The following is a 17,782-nucleotide window of genomic DNA, read 5'->3' as shown; positions in this document are numbered from 1 at the left end:
GCCAGGTGCTGCTGCGCATGCGCGCCCGGCCGATCAACCCCTCCGACCTGTTTACCATCCGCGGCCTCTATGGCAGCCTGCCGCGCCTGCCGGCCACCCCCGGCATGGAGGGCTCCGGCGTCATAGAGACGCTTGGCCCGGGGGTGCGCGGGTTCGCGGTGGGCCAGTTGGTGGCCCCTATGGGCGTCGGCGGCACCTGGCAGGAGTACATGGTGGTCGACGCATCGGCGCTGCTGGCGGTGCCTCCGGGCCTCAGCGACCGGCAGGCGGCGATGCTGCTCGTGAACCCCACCAGCGCGTGGCTGCTGCTGCACGAGGTGCTGCGCGTCGAGCCTGGGGCGTGGGTGCTCCAGAACGCGGCCAACTCGGCGGTGGGCCGATTCGTGATCCAGCTCGCCCGCCGGGCGGGGCTCCACACGGTCAACCTGGTGCGCCGCCGCGATCTGGCCGATGAGCTGCGGGCCGAGGGCGCCGATGTGGTGATCGGTGAGGATGATGAGGATGTGCTGGAGCAGGTGGCCGCGGCCGTCGGCCCGCGCGGGGTGCGCTACGCCCTCGACTCGGTGGCCGGGGCGAGCGGCTCACGCATAGCCCAGGCCCTCGGGCCGGGCGGCACCATGGCCGTCTTTGGGGCGATCAGCGGCAGTCCCCTCACCATCGACCCGGGCACCCTCCTGTTTCGCGGGGCCTCGGTGCGCGGCTGGTGGCTCACCCACTGGTTCCGCACCGCCACGCCCGGGCAGGTGGCCGCGCTCTTCGGCTCCATCCTGCCTCTCGTCGCCGACGGCACTCTGCGCGCCCCGGTGGCCGCCGAGTATGGCCTCGATCAGATCCACCAGGCGGTGGCTGACGCCGAGGGCAGCCAGCGCAACGGGAAGATCCTGCTCGTCAGCGAGTAGCGCCCTGGCCCACATACAATAGTATCTCGTCTGCGCACCCTCCCCCTGATGCGCCCCTAGCGTGTGTCGGCCGCCGACAAGCCCCCGGGTGGCTGTGCGCGCCCACGACGCCACCAGAGCGCCCCGACAAGCACATAGTAGACCAGCAGCAGCCAGAGCGGGAAGGGCGGCAGCTGCACTGCCGCCCAGCGTGGCTGGGAGAGCACGCCCACGCCCCCGGCGATCCAGGTCAGCGGCAGCCAGAGCAACGCGCCGAGGGCCTGGCCGAGGGGCAGCCAGAGCAGGCCGCCGGCGAGGGCCAGGCTGCCGAAGAGCATCGCGTAGGGCACCACCGGCACGATCAGCACGTTGGCCAGCGGGGCGATGATCGACAGGTTCCCAAAGGCGTAGAGGATGAGCGGCAGCGTCAGCACCTGGGCGGCCAGGGTGGCGGTGAGCGCCTCGGTGAAGGGGGCCATCCAGGGCCAGCGGAAAGGCGGCCGCCCGCCGAGCCAGCCCTCCACCGGGCGGGCGAAGGCGAACAGGCTGCCGGTGGCCATGGCCGACAGCTGGAAGCCCAGGTCCCAGAGGGTGTGCGGGTCGGCCGCGCTGATGATCCAGCAGGCGGCCAGCAGCAGCGTCCAGGGCTCGCTGCGCCGCTCGCTGGCCCGGGCCAGCACCATCAGGCTGGCCATCACCGCCGCCCGCAGCACCGCCGCCGAGCCGCCGGTGAACATGGCGTAGACCCACATCATCGCCAGGGTGATCCAGAAGGCCGGCCAGCGCCCCAGGCGCAGCCGCTCCATCAGCCCGCCCAGCAGCGCGGCCACGATGGTGAAGTTCCAGCCGGAGACGACCAGGATGTGGCTGGTGCCGGTGGTCGAGAACGCGGCGTACACATCGTCGGGGATGCTCGACTGGATGCCGAGCAGGATGCCGACGATCAGGGCGGCCTGCGGCTCGGGTATGAGCCGGATGAGGGTTTCCCGACAGCGCTCGCGGGCCGCGTAGAGCAGGCGCAGCGGGCCGCCGCCGGCAGCCGGGAGCAGCCGCAGGTCGGCGGGGTCGCGCATCAGGACGTGGATGCCCCGGTGGGACAGGTAGTCTCGGTAGTCGAAGTCGCCCGGCCGCGCGGGCGGGCCGCCTCGACTCGCAGCAGCAGCTTCTGGCCCTCCTCGCTGCGGGTCGGGTCGCCGGCCACCGCGCCGACGAGGGTCAGCTCGCCGCGCCCGGCCAGCAGGCGCACGTCGTCGGGGCCGGCGGGCGGCACGCTGGCCCCGTAGCGCAGCGCGCCCAGGGTGACGCAGGCCAGGGCCAGCGCGATAGCCAGCCCGCGCGGCGAGCGGCGCAGCGCCAGGGCGGCGAGCAGGCCGGCTCCCGCCGCCGCCCACAGCCAGGCCGCCCCCGGCGACCAGAGCGAGCCCATGACGACGCCGGCCATCCAGGCGATCGCGAGACGGATCAGCATAGCAATCCCCCAACAGTAAAGCCTCAGCCAGAAGCTATACCGATGGGGGATAGGTGAGAGTTACGTGATGGTGAATGCCGGATATTCAGCCTTCAGCCTTCAGCCTTCAGCCTTCACTGCAGCCCAGTCACGAGGCCGGCGTACTTATCGATCAGGACGCGGGCCTGCTCATCGGAGGAGCCCTCGGCATAGACGTGGAAGAAGGGGCCGTCGGGGTCGGGCAGGATGAGCACCCACTCGCTGCCGAGGTCGATCTTGATCCCGTCAACCTGCTCGGCCTGGCGCTCGGCGTACTGCTGGTTGAGGATGCGCATCACCTTGCCCTTGTTCTCCCATCGGCAGGGCACGCGGGTCTGCGCGAGGTAGTAGGGCGGCAGGCCGGCGAGGATCGCGCTGAGCCGGGTGCCGGAGAGCGCGATCAGCTCCATGAGCTTGGCGATGGTAAACATCCCGTCGGCGATCGGGTAGAAGTTGGGGAAGATATAGTTACCGGTGCCGTCGCCGAGGAGCAGCAGGTTGGGCTGCTGCGAGGCCGTCTGCATCAGGGCTCCGAGGGTGGCCTTAGTGCGGATGATCTGGCCACCGTGGCGGGCGGCGATCGTCTCGAAGACGCGGGGCGCGGTGACCGGCACGGCCACCGCGCCGCCAGAGGCCGAGCGCATGGCCAGATCGGTGAGCGCGGCCAGGGCGCGCATGGGGTTCAGGCGGGCGCCGGTGTCGTCGACCAGGAAGATCTTCTCGCCGCCCGCGTCGAGGCGCGCGCCGAACTGCGCCCCCACCACGGCGGTGATCTTGGCCAGGCGGTTCATGGCCGCCTCAAGCTGCGCGGCGGTCTGGTAGACCATATTCTCGTCGAGGTTCACATTCAGCTCGACGGCGTCGACGTGCAGGCGGCGCAGGATGTGCGAGAGCATATCGCCGGCGCTGGAGTTCGCGTAGTCCACCACAATGTTGAACCCGCGGCTCATGCCGTCGACCGTCTCGGGGAGCAGGGCGCGCACAAACGCGGAGGTGTAGATATCCTCGACCGCGCTGCCGTAGGAGATGCGCCCGATCTCATCGAGGTACGCGCGGCGGAAGTCCTCGCGGAAGTAGGTGCTCTCGATCTTGCGCTCGGCGGTGGAGTGGATGTCGAGGCCGCGCTGGTCGAAGAACTTGATCTCGATCACCCGGCTGTCGAGGGGCGAGAGCCGCACGTGGATGCCGCCGGCGGCGCCGCTGGCGTGGGTGTAGTAGCGGGCCACCGGGATGGGCACGCTCTGCAGGTCGGTCACGCTGACGCCGGCGGAGGGCAGGCCGGCGACGATCGCCCGCTTGAGCATGCGCGGGGTATAGTGGGCGTCGCGGTTGATCGTGACCGAGGAGCCGCGGGGCAGGGTGGCGCCGTAGGCCGCGCCGACCTTGGCGCACATCTCGGGGGTGATCTCGATATTGACGAGGCCGGAGATCCCGTAGCGGCCGAAGAGCACGCGGCGGCCCTGGCTGCCCCAGATGATGCTGGAGGTGACGGTGGCGCCCTCATCGACCTCCTTGCCGGGCCAGATCTTCACGTTGGGCTGGATGACCGCGCCGGCGCCGATCTGCACGCCGTCGCCGATCACCACGCCCTCGAAGAGCACGGCCCGCGAGCGGATGTTGGACTGGCGCAGCACGATCGCCCCGCGCAGCTCGGCGCGCTCGCCGATGTAGGAGTTGCGCCAGATGATCGAGCGGTCGATACTGGCCCGCGTATCGACGATGGTGTAGTCGCGGATGACGGCCGGCCCGTGGATGATCACCCCGCCCTTGATCTTCGCGCCGTGGCCGAGGAAGATCGGCCCGTGGAGCTGGGCGTCGGGCGCGATCTCGGCGTCCCCGTCCACCCAGATGTCGCCGCCGATATTGTGGCCGATGCGCGGTAGGTTGACCTTGCCGGAGAGATAGTCGCCGCAGGCGCGCATATACTCCTCGATCGTGCCGACGTCAGTCCAGTAGCCGCTGGCGATGAAGCCCTGGAGCTTATCGCCCCGGTTGAGCATGCGCGGAAAGACATCCTTCGACCAGTCGGTGTTGCGGCCGCGCTCGATATAGGCCAGCACCTCGGGGTTGAGCACATAGATGCCGGTGTTGACCGTGTCGGAGAAGACCTCGCCCCAGCTGGGCTTCTCCAGGAACTGGCGGATGTTGCCCTCCTCATCGGTGATCACGACGCCATAGTCGAGCGGGTTGACGACGCGGGTGAGGGTGAGGGTGGCCATCGAGGCGGTGCTGACGTGGTGCGCGATGATCTGCGAGAGGTTGAAGTCGGTCAGCGCGTCGCCGGAGATTACGAGGAAGGGCTCGGTCAGCAGGTGCTCGGCGTTCTTGACGCTGCCGGCGGTGCCGAGGGGCACCTCCTCAAGCGAGTAGGTGATGCTGACCCCGTAGGCCGCCCCGTCGCCGTAGTAGTCCTGGATGGCGTTGGCGAGGTACTGGACGGTGACGATGATCTCGGTGATGCCGTGGATCTTGAGCAGCTCGATGATATGCTGGATCACGGGCCGGTCTACGAGCGAGACCATGGGCTTGGGGCGGTTGATGGTGAGCGGTCTGAGGCGAGTGCCCTCGCCGCCGGCCATGACCACAGCTTTCATGCCATATCCCCGCTTCCTGGCTCGTCAGTAGGATCGCCAATGCGCTCTTTCGCTCTGTGATGCGCTACGTCGCGTAGCAAGTATACCACGCGGAAGACGCGAGCGCGAAGGATGCGAAGGGCGCACAGCACACGAACGCGGCAGGCGCTTTCATCGCCTGCCGCGTTCGTGTGCTGTGTGATCTACGTGCCCGCGCCTACAGGCGCACCTCGGGGCGGTACTCGCCCCACACCTCGCGCAGTGTGCCGCAGACCTCGCCGACGGTGGCGTAGCGGCGCAGGGCCTCGCGCATGGGAGGCAGCAGGCTGCCCGTGCCCTCGGCCACCGCCTTCAGATCGGCCAGGGCCGCCGCGACCGCCGCCGAGTCCCGGTCGGCCCGCAGCTGTGCCAGACCCTCGGCCTGCTCGCGGGCCACGTTCTCGTCCGGCTTGAAGATCGGCACGCTCGTGGCCTCGTCCCCGACGAAGCGGTTCACCCCGACCACCGCGCGCTCGCCGGACTCGACGCGCCGCTGGTAGGCGTAGGCCGAGTCGGCGATCTGCTCCTGCATCCAGCCGCGCTCGACAGCGTCCACCGCGCCGCCCATCGCGTCGATCTGGGCCATCAGGGCGCGGGCCTGCCGCTCCAGCTCATCGGTGAGCGCCTCGACCACATAGGAGCCGGCCAGCGGATCGGCGGTGTCGACCACGCCGCTCTCGAAGCCGATGATCTGCTGGGTGCGCAGGGCCAGGGTGGCCGCCTGCTGGGTCGGCAGGCTGAGCGCCTCGTCGAAGCCGTTGGTGTGCAGGCTCTGGGTGCCGCCGAGCACGGCGGCCAGGGCCTCGATCGTCGTGCGGACAACGTTGTTCAGCGGCTGCTGGGCGGTCAGGCTGGCCCCCGAGGTCTGCGTGTGGAAGCGCAGCATCTGGCTGGACGCCTTCTTGGCCCCAAAGCGCTCCTTCATAATCGTCGCCCACATCCGGCGGGCGGCGCGGAACTTAGCCACCTCCTCCAGGAAGTTAGGGTTGGCGACGAAGAAGAAGGAGAGCCGGGGCGCGAACTCGTCCACATCGAGGCCCGCCTTGATCGCCGCGTCCACGTAGGCCACGCCGTCGGCCAGGGTGAAGGCGATCTCCTGCACCGCCGTGGCCCCGGCCTCGCGGATGTGGTATCCGCTGATGCTGATCGTATTCCAGCGCGGGATGCGCTCCTGGCAGTAGGCGAAGGTGTCGGTGATCAGGCGCATGCTCGGGCGCGGCGGGAAGATGTAGGTGCCGCGCGCGGCGTACTCCTTGAGGATGTCGTTCTGGATGGTGCCGCCGATCTGGTCGGGGCTGACCCCCTGGCCCTCAGCTACCAGCTCGTAGAGCAGCAGCAGCACGCTGGCCGGGGCGTTGATCGTCATCGAGGTCGTGACCTTGTCGAGCGGGATGTCGGCGAAGAGGGTCTGCATGTCGCGCAGGCTGTCGATCGCCACGCCGACCTTGCCCACCTCGCCCTCGGCGCGTGGGTCGTCGCTGTCGAGGCCGAGCTGCGTCGGCAGGTCGAAGGCCACCGAGAGCCCTGTCTGGCCCTGGGCGAGCAGGTAGCGGTAGCGCTGGTTGCTCTCGCGGGCGCTGGAGAACCCGGCGTACTGGCGCATCGTCCAGAGCCGGCCGCGGTACATCGTCGGGTAGACCCCGCGGGTATAGGGGTAGGCCCCGGGGTCGGGCTGGGGCGCGCCGGCATCCTCGGCGCGGTAGACCGGCTCGACGGCGATGCCCGAGTCGGTGATGGCGGGCTGCTCGCGCGTGGTGGCCATAGCGCATGCTCCTTTGCGTCTGCTGAACACTACAGGGGTCAGGGTCAGGGTCAGGGGGCAGGTCGCCACAATGTAATGCGCAGGACATCTGAAAGCCCCAGCACTGACATGCGACTCCCAGCTCCCGACTCCTGAAACCTCATCGTAGCCGCATTATAGCGCGTCTAGTCACATGTGTCGGCAAGTCGCTCGCGCACGACACCTACTATAGACACCATCTACCCCTCACACCCAGATCCACAGCGTCTCTTTAGATCCGCAGGGATACACTATGGTGGCCCATGTCAAGCACAACCTCCGGTGATCGCACCAGTCGGTGTCGTGGCCGTCAACACATGCAGTCCCTCATGCCATCCGAGCCGACTGCACCGTCCAATGGTGGCAATTCCTGGTAGCCAGCCACAGACGTAGCCTCGTCGCAGCAGCACCAGTGCGGCGTGTATCTGCCTGCTACCCAGCCCCGGCGCGGATGCGCCTGATGGCGGCGGGGTCGATCACCTGGCGCTCATACTCGGGCGGGCGCAGCGTCCCGCCCATAAAGACGCGCTCGTTGCGGAAGCGCATAGCGCTCTCCACCGTGCGCGTGGAGAGCACGTGGAACTCCATCGCCCCGGTGGCCGCGCGCACCCGCCCGATCTGGCGCTCGCTCGCGCCGCCGGGCATCACGATGATCCGCCCGGCGGCGCGGCGCACTAGCTCGGCCACCAGATCCAGCCCCTCGATCACCGAGGCCTCCTGCCCCGTCGTCAGCACCCGGTCCGCGCCGACGGCGATCAGATCTTCCAGGGCCTGGTAGGGGTCGCGGGCCACATCGAAGGCGCGGTGGAAGGTCACCGGCAGCGGGCGGGCCAGGGCGATCAGCTCCCTGGTGAGTGGCACATCGATGTCGCCGTCCGGCGTGAGCATGCCGAAGACGAGGCAGTCGGCGCCGAGCTGCTTGGCCACCTCGATGTCGCGCCGCATGATCGCCAGATCGACCTCGGAGTAGCAGAAGTCGCCGCCGCGCGGGCGGATCATCACGCTCAGGGCGATGCCGATCCGCGCACGGGCCTCGGCGATCGCCCCGGCGCTCGGCGTCGTGCCGCCCTCCATCAGGTTGTCGCACAGCTCGACCCGGTCGGCCCCGCCCTGCTCGGAGGCGATCGCCGACTCGACCGAGTCGATGCAGACCTCGATCAGCACGTCTTTGGACATGGAAGCTCCTTCAACCCCAGTCATGTTTATGGGAGCGCGTTGCTCCCCCACACCCTCACGGCGCGCAGCGTTGTCGCCGGCAACAGCATTTCTTGTTGTGTTGGGGGAATATGCCAGCGAAGCTGGCATATTCCCCCAACACAATATTGGCAATACCGCAGAAGTCACGCTGTGGCGCATCGCCCGCCGGGGGGCTGACGCCCATGTGCGTTCGGTGAACCGAAACCGGATTGACCGCCCTCCGCCCGTGTCGGCCCGCCGGGGCGGCCCATCCCCGCCGGGGGCATGGTAGGGCCGACGCATGCGCACCCCATGCATGGGCGACACGCAGATTCATCCGGTGCGCATGCGTCGGCCCGACGCCAATGCATCAGGCACCCGGACTTTCGGCTGTGCTGCGCCTCGTAGGCACGCTCCGCACCGCCTGGCGGGCCGCGCGCCTGACCTTCCAGGAGGGCGGAGCCCAGGGCGTGGCTGGGGCCATCAAGACCTTCCTGACGGTGCTCAGCCAGTCGCTCGTCGGCCTCGCGCCCGAGCTGCTAGGCCAGGCCCGCCAGCTGGCCGGCCGACTCGTGGACGGCCTCGCGCAGTATCTCCCCGAGAACCTACGCGGCAAGCTGCCGCTGATCATCGGCGCGATCACCAGCCTATTTGGCTCGCTGAGCTTCGGCCCGGCGCTAGCCGGCATGTTCGCCAGCCTCGCGCCCGTCCTCGCCCCCGTCGGCGCGCTCCTGGCCCCGCTGGGCGGCATGCTGCTCGGCTTCGGGAAGTCGTTGGGCGGTCTGCGCGCCCTGCTGCCCGGCATGGGCACGGCCTTCCGCACCCTGCTCAACCCGCTCGGCCTGCTGCGGGCCGGCTTCGGCGAGATCTTCACCGTGCTCGGGGTGACCGGCTTGAAGATGGTCGCCATCGTGGCCAACCCGCTCGCCTCACTCAAACTACTCTTCACCGGCATGGGCCCGGCCCTGCTTGGCCTCAAAAACCCCATCGGCCTGCTGCTGACTCTGGGCAAGACCATCCTGGGCTTCTTCTCGCCGCTGGGCATCCTGATCACCCTCGTCGGCCTGTTCGCCGGCGCGTTCGCCACGAACTTCGGCGGCATCCAGGACATCGTCGCGACGACGCTCGGGCCGGTGCTACCTATCCTCCTGGAGCTCGGTCGTATCCTCAAGGACGTGGTGCTGGCCGCGCTGCAGGGCGACTGGGCGGGGGCCTTCATCATCCTCTCGGGCGGCTTCGCCCTGCTCGGCCCGATGCTCGAGCAGGCGGCGCAGACCTTCCAGACCGGCATCCCGCAAATCTTTGGGGTGCTGATGCAGTTCCTGGGCCAGATCGGGGCCAGCGTGATCGGCTTCATCGGCCAGTACATCCCCGGCATCATCACGACGCTGGGTATGTGGGCCACGGCGTTCGTGGCCTGGGTGCTGCCGATGATCCCGCCGCTGCTGGCCGCCCTCGGCCAGATGCTCGGCCGACTGCTCGACGCGGTGGGGGCGGCCCTGCCCGGCATCGTCGAGGCGCTGGCGGCCGTAGGCGCGCAGTTCGTGGCTTGGGTCGGGCCGCAGATCCCGCCGTTGCTGATGCAGCTCGGCGGCCTGCTGGCCGCGCTGCTTGGCTGGATCGCCGAGCGCGCGCCTGGCGTGTTGGCCCAACTCGGCGCGTGGGGGCTGAAGCTGGTCGAGTGGGTGGCCCCGCAGATCCCGCCGCTCCTGCTGGCTCTGGGCGGGCTGCTGGGGGCGTTCCTGACCTGGATCGTTGAGAAGGCCCCCGATATCCTGGCCAAGCTCGGTGAGTGGGCCACCCAGTTCGCCACCTGGGCCCGCGATAAGGCTGGGCCGGCGCTCACCACGGCGCTAGGAACGATGTTCACGACGCTCTGGGAGGAGCTGAAACGGCTCTGGGGCGCGGCCTTCGCCGACGGATCGCTGGGGGCCTCGCTGATCAGCGGCCTCAAGCAGGGCATCATCGATGGCTGGTCGAGCTTCTCGACGTGGTTCGTCAACAAGCTCACCGCCCTGGTGCCGGACTGGGCCAAGGGGCCGCTGGGCATCCAGGATCAGCCCCCGCCCGATGGAGGCGGTGGCAAGGGAGATACCGGCAATCTGAACGGCGGCGGCGGCGGCTTCCGGGCCAAGGGCGGCGATGTGCGCAAGGGCGTGCGCTATGTCGTCGGCGAGGAGGGGCCGGAGTTCTTCGTTGCCCCGGCCGACGGCGAGATCCAGCCCAATTCGGTCTACGAGGCCATCACCGACCCGCGCCGCACCACGGCCTCGGCCATCACCAGCACGCCCCGGCCGGCCGCTCCGACCTGGGTCAGCGCGGGCCTCGTCCAGGCAGGCGGCAGCGCCGCCCCGGTCGCGCCAGCGTCTGGCCACACCATCAATCTGGGCGGTATCACTATCAACAACCCGGTGGTGGATAGCCAGGAGCGGCTCGACCAGCTCAAGCGCCAGCTCCTCGATGAGGCCACCGCGCAATTTACCGCCGCCGTGAATCGGCTCACCCTGAGCGGAGTGTAAGGCTATGAGCGACAACTACACCTTCAACGACATCCCCTTCGTGGTGGTGGTACCGAATAGCGGCGAGACGCCCCACTGGCAGGTCAAGGCCGACGCCACCGACCGCAAGCTGATCGGCACCGACCGCTTCGAGCGCTCGGTGCGCTCGCGCCAGTGGACGATGGACTGCGACATCTGGGTTGAGCCCACCGACGACCCGGCCGACGCCCTGGCCTACTGGGAGGCGCTGCAGAGCGCCTACGGTGCGGCCACGCTCGCCCTGCTGGTCTCGCCGGCGGGCAGCGCCTCGGCCGCGATCATCCTGAAGTTTGACGTGGTGCCGCTGCGCGGCGGCGTGGACGGCTACCGTGGCAAGGTCACCTTCGGCGTGCCGGGCGGAAGGAGCTGACGATGGCCATCAGCGCCGGTCAAATTCTGAGCCCGGTCAAGGTCTGGTCGGCCAGCCTGACCCTCGACGGCGAGGCCATCGAGCTGGCCGAGGGCCTGCCGCGCCGCTCCACCGGCTTCTCGCAGAAGCGCGGGATCTGCACCCTGCAGACCCGCACGCTGCCCGGCGCCGCGGCCGGCGCTGAGGCGGTGGTGACGCTGACCCTCAATGGCGAGAGCACGACCTTCTTCACCGGGCGGCTCGGGGCACGCCCCATCAGCGATCTGCCGCTGAGCTACGAGATTGGCCTGGTGGACAGCCTGGCCCGGCTCGACGAGCCGCTGGTCAACGACCTAGTCTGGAACGGGCGCAGCTTTGTGGGCGCAGTGGGCGACCTGCTGGACGCCGCCGGCATCCAGCCGAACGAGATCGCCGGCGTCTTCGACCCAGGCGGTGACTACGCGCTAGGGCCGGTGGTGGCCATCACGATCGCCAAGGGCACATCGATCAGCAGCGCGCTGGACACGCTGCTGAAGTTCGGCGGCTGCGGCCTGTTCGTGCTGCCCAACGGCCAGATCGAGGTGGCCGACACCCCGGGCTGGCCGGCCGCCCCGGACGGCACCACGCCCGTCTACGCGTTCGGGGCCGATATCGACGAGTACGGCTTCTATCACGCCAACCGCACCATGATCGGCCAGGAGAGCGTGGTCGCGGCATACACGGCCAAGGGGCCGCGCCTGCCCAACAAGACCATCCCCGACGCCACCTTCACCCTGAGCGGGGTCACTGGCTCCACGGTGGTCGAGCAGTTCAGCTACTGCCAGAGCGAGGCCTGCGCCAAGGCCATCGCCGAGCGCGAGATCGTGCGGCGTAACCGCGCGGCCACCGAGGTCGATGTGAACGCGCCGCTCAATCCGAACCTGCGCCCGGGCGACGTCATCCTGTTTCGCCACCCGGAGCTGGGCTACCTGACGAACACGCCGGCGATCATCATCGGCATCTCGACCAGCGACGACACCATGACGATGGCGATCAGCGTCGGGGCGAAGCCCGCCGACGGTGACTTCTCGCTCATCCCGCCGCCGAACCCGGACTTCACGATGCGCTACGAGACGCAGCCGGTGAGCCTGGCCGGCATCATGGCCATCTCGACCGTGGTCGAGTGCCAGGACGCATCGAGCGACCCGAGCGGCTTCGAGATCACCAGCCGCTCGTGGACGGCGAGCTGCGCGGGCGACCGCCAGCCCGAGCCGGCGAGCTCGACCGAGCTGAACCCGATCTTCATCTTCCCGACCCTGGAGGGGGCGACGATCACGCTCAGCGTGGAGAGCAGCAGCGGCGAGGGCCGCGACACCACGAAGGCGGTGGCCCCGGCTGCGGCCGAGCAGTTCACCCGCTCGCTGAGCGTGGCCGCAGGCAGCGACGGCTGGCGCGTACTGGCCGGCCCGACGGGGTGGCGCAGCTACAAGCCGAGCGGCGGCGACTGTACGGCGGTGCCGAACATCAACGACCAGGGCCCGCTGCTGGGCGGCTTCTCCAACGGCGACCTCTACCACACCGCCGACCGACTGCTGACCGTGCCCGACCTGCTGTTCACCTTCCCGAGCGGGGTGAACACCATCTTCGTGAACGAGGGCAACCCCCAGGAGGTGCTGGTGGGGGCGGGCAGCCTGCTGGCGCGCTCAAGCGACGGCGGGGTGAGCTGGACGCCGCTGTTCAGCTTCGAGAGCGACGTACAATACGCCGAGAGCTCGCCGGCCAACCCGAGCGAGATCCGCGTCTGCGCCGGCTCCAACCTGTACATCAGCTTCGACGGGGTGAACGTTGATGTGCTGCTGAGCGGGGCCAACGGGACGGTCTGCCGCACGGTGGCCTCGGCACCCTGGGGCCACCTGGCCATCTTCGCCGGGGCGGAGCAGCTCAGCGACGCCTGGCAGTTCGAGGAAGGCCACGCCATTGACTGGAGCGGCGTGCCCGTCGAGCACCTGCCCATCGACCTCTCGGCCGCCACGGCGACCCAGTACGAGGAGGGCTACATTGTCGCCACCGGCGACGCGGCGGCGCTGGTCAGGGACGGCCTCTATGGCCAGCTCACCTACCTGGCGAACAGCGGGCCGGCCACGGCGCTCTACAAGATCAGCGCGGCCGGCGCCGGCCAGTTCGTGGCCAGCTACATCAGCACCACCTCGGCGGGCGGGCCGCACAAGCTGGTGAACCACCACGCGGCATTCCCCATTGATGAGGTGGCGCAGGCGTACCGCATCGGCTACGGCACCGCCGTGAACCCAGTTGTTCCACCTGAGTTGGTGGTGCTGCCCTACCAGCAGAGCGGGGCCAGCGACCAACTCTGCCACTACCTACCGGAGCTGGGCTGGCAGCTCCGCGCGCTGCCCCAGGCCAACGCGGCGTGGATCGGCATCGACATCAACCCGCGCAACGGCTCGGAGTGGCTGATCTGGACGGATGAGAACCTGTATTGGACGGGTAACGCGGGGCAGAGCTGGGTGCAGGTGTTCACGCCGCCCTGGGACACGTACTCGATCCGCATCCATCGCATCGTCGGGGTAGCCTTCACCGGCAAGGGCGCGACGTGGGCCTACGGGCTGGTCAGCAGCGACGGCTACAACAACCGGGGCTCGTCGCTGGTGGTGGGCGAGCAGGGGCTTCCGCTGGCCGGCCGTATCGCGGGGACGTGTGACTGGCCGTACTGGAAGCGCACCACCGCCGACCCGATGCGCCATGTGGGCACCTTCGTGCGCGGGTACGACGGCGAGCTGTGGGCCTACGGCTCGGCGGAGTACACCGGAGGCGGTGGGCCCGGCATCGGGGTCGGGGATGACCGGGAGCTGTGGGTGGACACCGGCAGCCTGAGCATCGCCGAGGTGGGCGAGACGGCCTACCTCCCCCAGGCAGCCCGCGACCCCGCCAACGGGCGCAGCGGCCTGGCGGCGTGGAGCAACAACGTCGGCCTGACCGCCAACTACCGGGCCAGCGTGCCCAGCCCCACCATCGCGGCGGGCGGCTCGGTGGCGGTGTGCGCGCTCGGCATCTTCGCCGGCAACCGGGCCGGCATCGCCCAGATCCTGACCATCGACACCACGCCGGCGCTGCAGGTGGTGGCCGGCGGCACGACCAACGTGGGCCGCATCGTGGCCGGCTCGCTGCGCGTCAGCGTGGCCGCGCCGGCGGCCGAGGCCAACCTGGATGGCACCTGGACCATCTTTGCCCATAACGGGGTGCAGTGGGCCGCGACCCAGTCGCCGGCCATGACGGCCATCTGCGCCCAGATCGGGGTGGTTGACCGATGAGCCAGCACATGGACATCGCGCTGCGCCGATTAGCGGATCAGCTGAAGGCGCGATCGGCGACCCAGGCCAGCGAGGCGGCGGCCGCCGTCGCCGGCGAGGCGAGCGACGCCGCCGCAGCCGAGGTGGACGCCCACAGCGCCCAGCGCCAGTTCGTCCACGGCGTGGGGCCGCTGTATGTGGCCAAGACCAAGAACCCCGACCAGTACGTCGACTGGTCGGAGATCAAGAACAAGCCGAGCACCTTCCCAGGGGCAGGCGGCATCGACCCCGAGACACTGGAGATCGACGGCGACCAGGTGACCACCGGCACAGTGAACATCAACCGGCTGCCGGTCGCCAGCGCGGGCGAGACCTCGGGGCAGAAGCTGGTGCGCAGCGACGACCCGCGACTGGCCCAGGCCGACATCGCGGTGGTGACCACCGGCGAGGCGCTCCAGGCTGGCGACTTCGTGCGGATCGTGGGTGGGGGCAGCGCGGCGCTGGCCTACAAGGCCGACGCCACCGACTTCGCCCACGCTGCGGTGGGCTTCGTGGCCGCCTCAGTGGGCGCGGGCGAGGGCGCGCCGGTCTACCCCACCGGGGAGAACGTGTGCGCCTACCTGGAAGACGCCGCGCTGACCGACCTGGGGCGCACCGTGTTTCTGAGCACGACCCCGGGCCGCATCAGCCGGACACCGCCCGTCGGCGCGGGGCAGCTGCTTCAGCCGCTGGGCACGGTGACGGCCATCCACTCGGGCACGGTGGTGAGCGTGCTGGTCAGGTACGAATATCGGTTCAGGTTGTAACCTCATAGGAGCCCGCCATGCCTTCCGGCCAGTATTTCCTCGACGTGGACACGACGACCGGCGAGATCGTCCGGCAGACCGCAATTCAGCAGAGCACCGGCGCGACCGACGCGGACAAGATCCTGCGCACCGGCCCCGACGGCAAGCTCGACAGCTCGTTCCTCCCGAGCACCAGCGACAGCTCGGAGACGATCCAGGCCAGCGAGGCGCTCAGCGCCGGCGACTGGGTGAACATCTACAACGTCAGCGGCTCGCGGCGCGTGCAGAAGGCGCTGGCCACCGACAACACCAAGCCGGCGCACGGCTACGTGAGCGCGGCGGTGAACAGCGGGGCCAACGCCTCGGTCTTCACGCGGGGCATCAACCCGGTGGTGCCGCTGAGCGGCTTCACCACCGCCGACGTGGGCAAGCCGGTGTTCCTGAGCGCCGGCACCTCGGGCGGGGTGACCAAGACGCCTCCCGGCGCGGCGGGCAACATCGTGCAGCGTCTGGGCTTCGTCGTCGAGGTCGGAGCCACGGTGCGAGTGCAGATCGATATGAGCTACATCGTGAAGCTCTAAGGCGGTAGCTATGGCGCGCAAGGTCGTACAACTAGACCTGACCACCGGCGAGCTGGTGGTGACCCCGGACATGACCGAGGCCAGCGAGGTGCAGACCACGCCGACCGCCTCGGGCATCCCACGTGCCGACGGAGCCGGGCAGATCGCCGCGGGCTGGATCCCCGATGCGGTCAGGACGGTGAACGTCGAGGAGCCCGACGGGGTGCCGGCGCTGACCGACATCGACACGCTGGTGTTCGACGCCGGCACAGTGGCGTTCCTGGGCGGCGGCAAGGCCCGCATCACTGGCGGCGGGGGCGACACCATCAACCTGCAGGGCCGACCGCTCGCGGCCAATGCGCCCGAAGTGGGCCAGGCGCTGGTGTGGACTGGCTCGACCTGGGCGCCGGGCACGATCGCTGGAGGGGGCGGCAGCGACTGGCTCACCGCCGTCCAGCTCATCGGCCTGGTCGACGGGGTGAACCAGACCTTCGATCTACCCGCGCCGGCCATCCCCAGCTCGCTGTCGGTGTATATCGACGACGGCGGCAACCTCACCGAGGTGCCGTTCACGATGGCCAGTTACGAGAACGTGGTGCTGGGCATTACGCCTACGGCCAACGGATTCAACAGTGGCGGCTTCTACGGCAGTAGCCCGTCGTCGTGCCTGGTGGACGGCGCTATCACCGGTTCCTACTGGTCGTCAGGCAACACGCAGCCGGTCGTTTCCTGGGGTCTGCCCGAGGCAAAGGCGGTGTCCAGGGTGGCCGCCTACGCGAGCACAAACGGCGGGTTCGGCGGGATGGCTAGCTACATGCTGGAGTACTCCGACGACAATGTGACCTGGCTGACGGCCGCGACCAATATCACGTCGAACGTGCTCTTCACGCTCACCGCCCAGGACCCGCACGTGTGGTGGCGCATCACCGGGCTGTCGCGGTGGAACGGCTACGAGTGGTCGGCGATCGAGATGGTGCTGGAGGCGGCGCTGGCGACGGTGGAGACGGTGATATTCGACGCTGCGCCGGCCATCGGGACGGTGCCGCGGGCCTCATTCCGTGTCGCGCCAACCATTGAGACAGGCGGGGGCAGCTCAGGCAGCGGAACACACAGCGGGCCAGGTGGCCTGATCTATCTCTTCAACACCTTCATCTAGGATAAAGCAATGGCCACATCACCGCAGTTTGTCGCCGTACCCAATGTGGCGCTCACCAAGTTCACCAACAGCGACGGCACCAACCCCAAGGCGGTGTTCACGCCCGGGTCAAGTGGATCGCGTATTCACGCGGTCGTCGGCACCTCAACTGATACTGCAGCGGCGCGGTTTACCGTATGGTTAGTGCGCAGCGGGACGAGTTACCTGCTCGACACGGTGACCTTGCCGGCGGCGTCGGCAATCACGCCGACGACGAACTGGAGCCTGCTCGATACCGACTGGTTTACGTGGCTCGACCCGAATGACCCGAGCCTGATTCTACCGGCCGATGTGACGATCAGCATCGCCCCAGCCGTAGCGGTGACCAGCGGCAAAGAGGTGTCGTTCCTGATCTTCGGAGGCGACTTCTAATGTTTGGCTACCCTCGACGCTATCAGCCATCGCGGCGGGCCACGCCGACCGCCACACACTTCGATCCCTCGGGCGATACGAATTGTGCGTTCTGGGTGCGCGCCGATGTCAACTGTGAGTACAACTCACAGTCGCAGCTCGTGACGAACCTGACCTCGCGGCTTCCCGGCCAGCAGGTATTTGGGATTGCAAATGGTGGTGCGCAGTGGTGGCGTGTGCCGCAGCTTTCTAATGGGTTTGACGCCATTGCAGGCCCCCCCGGGTCGTCTTTCGGAGTAACGAATGTTGGTAACGGGTCGCGCTATACGACAACGACCTTGGTGATGCGTTCGTTGGCCTACGTCGGGGCCGGCGGGGTCTTTTTGAACATCACGAACTTCCTCCGGTTCGATTCCCGTTATCAGATGCTACGTATCATCATGCCAAACGCCGGTAGCTATGCTGATGTCGTCGCGTATATCTGGAGCACGCTTGGGGTGAACGTGATCACGTTTCGTACATTTCCCTATGACGAGGGTAGTGGGAACCTCTACACGCGCTGGACGGTGGACATGAATGGGAGTTTTATCGGTACCTATCCCGACACCACCGGAACGGCAAATTGGGGCGCGTGGACGATGGGCAGTGCCGAGACGCTGACAGTTTCTACCATGTACCATTCCGCGCTGCACGAGGTCATCCACTGGAATCGCAAGCTGACGGACACCGAGGTGGCGAATGTCCATAACCTGCTGGCGCAGCAGTACGCGCTGGCGTAAGGAACCA

Annotated in this window: 14 protein-coding genes; 9 read left to right on the top strand and 5 right to left on the bottom strand. The window is 68.6% G+C overall.

Going from position 1 to position 17,782, the window contains the following annotated elements:
- The coding region (locus tag K2Z83_RS11330; protein WP_220595293.1) for a zinc-dependent alcohol dehydrogenase family protein at positions 1-899 on the top strand (899 nt) is incomplete at its 5' end.
- A 56-nt stretch (positions 900-955) separates the two neighbouring features.
- Here K2Z83_RS11330 and K2Z83_RS11325 read toward each other — a convergent pair.
- The 5 genes from K2Z83_RS11325 to K2Z83_RS11310 all read right to left on the bottom strand — a co-directional run bounded on the left by K2Z83_RS11325 (position 956) and on the right by K2Z83_RS11310 (position 7,932).
- Positions 956-1,951, bottom strand: a complete 996-nt coding sequence (locus K2Z83_RS11325) for a ComEC/Rec2 family competence protein (protein WP_255603781.1) — start codon at positions 1,949-1,951, stop codon at positions 956-958.
- Entirely contained in the window at positions 1,951-2,346 is a 396-nt protein-coding gene (locus K2Z83_RS28980) for a DUF4131 domain-containing protein (RefSeq protein ID WP_255603780.1), read from the bottom strand. Before K2Z83_RS28980 ends, K2Z83_RS11325 begins: the two co-directional genes overlap by 1 nt.
- 113 nt (positions 2,347-2,459) lie before the next feature.
- Entirely contained in the window at positions 2,460-4,958 is a 2,499-nt protein-coding gene (locus K2Z83_RS11320; protein ID WP_220595292.1) for a mannose-1-phosphate guanyltransferase, read from the bottom strand.
- A 196-nt stretch (positions 4,959-5,154) separates the two neighbouring features.
- Positions 5,155-6,738 (bottom strand): methylmalonyl-CoA mutase, encoded by a 1,584-nt coding sequence (locus tag K2Z83_RS11315; RefSeq protein WP_220595291.1) that lies wholly within the window; start codon positions 6,736-6,738, stop codon positions 5,155-5,157.
- A 450-nt stretch (positions 6,739-7,188) separates the two neighbouring features.
- Complete coding sequence (locus K2Z83_RS11310; protein ID WP_220595290.1) at positions 7,189-7,932, bottom strand: copper homeostasis protein CutC; 744 nt, start codon at positions 7,930-7,932, stop codon at positions 7,189-7,191.
- A gap of 392 nt (positions 7,933-8,324) precedes the next feature.
- Between K2Z83_RS11310 and K2Z83_RS11305 the strand changes: the two genes are divergently transcribed.
- The 8 genes from K2Z83_RS11305 to K2Z83_RS11270 are packed head-to-tail and all read left to right on the top strand — an operon-like array spanning position 8,325 to position 17,775.
- Positions 8,325-10,451 (top strand): hypothetical protein, encoded by a 2,127-nt coding sequence (locus K2Z83_RS11305; RefSeq protein ID WP_220595289.1) that lies wholly within the window; start codon positions 8,325-8,327, stop codon positions 10,449-10,451.
- A 4-nt stretch (positions 10,452-10,455) separates the two neighbouring features.
- Positions 10,456-10,839, top strand: coding sequence for a hypothetical protein (locus K2Z83_RS11300; RefSeq protein WP_220595288.1), 384 nt, complete (start codon positions 10,456-10,458; stop codon positions 10,837-10,839).
- A gap of 2 nt (positions 10,840-10,841) precedes the next feature.
- Complete coding sequence (locus tag K2Z83_RS11295; protein ID WP_220595287.1) at positions 10,842-14,126, top strand: hypothetical protein; 3,285 nt, start codon at positions 10,842-10,844, stop codon at positions 14,124-14,126.
- A gap of 8 nt (positions 14,127-14,134) precedes the next feature.
- On the top strand, positions 14,135-14,911 hold the full coding sequence (locus K2Z83_RS11290; RefSeq protein WP_220595286.1) for a hypothetical protein: 777 nt from the start codon (positions 14,135-14,137) through the stop codon (positions 14,909-14,911).
- A gap of 17 nt (positions 14,912-14,928) precedes the next feature.
- Positions 14,929-15,471, top strand: a complete 543-nt coding sequence (locus tag K2Z83_RS11285) for a hypothetical protein (protein ID WP_220595285.1) — start codon at positions 14,929-14,931, stop codon at positions 15,469-15,471.
- Between the two features lie 10 nt (positions 15,472-15,481).
- Positions 15,482-16,606 carry a discoidin domain-containing protein gene (locus K2Z83_RS11280; protein WP_220595284.1) on the top strand — a complete coding sequence of 375 codons (1,125 nt, stop codon included), beginning with the start codon at positions 15,482-15,484 and terminating at the stop codon, positions 16,604-16,606.
- A gap of 9 nt (positions 16,607-16,615) precedes the next feature.
- Positions 16,616-17,017, top strand: coding sequence for a hypothetical protein (locus tag K2Z83_RS11275; protein WP_220595283.1), 402 nt, complete (start codon positions 16,616-16,618; stop codon positions 17,015-17,017).
- Entirely contained in the window at positions 17,017-17,775 is a 759-nt protein-coding gene (locus K2Z83_RS11270; RefSeq protein WP_220595282.1) for a hypothetical protein, read from the top strand. Before K2Z83_RS11275 ends, K2Z83_RS11270 begins: the two co-directional genes overlap by 1 nt.
- Positions 17,776-17,782 lie beyond the last annotated feature (7 nt).

Source organism: Oscillochloris sp. ZM17-4 (genome assembly GCF_019599295.1).
Taxonomy (GTDB): domain Bacteria; phylum Chloroflexota; class Chloroflexia; order Chloroflexales; family Chloroflexaceae; genus Oscillochloris.
This window is presented reverse-complemented; position numbering and strand designations above follow the sequence as displayed.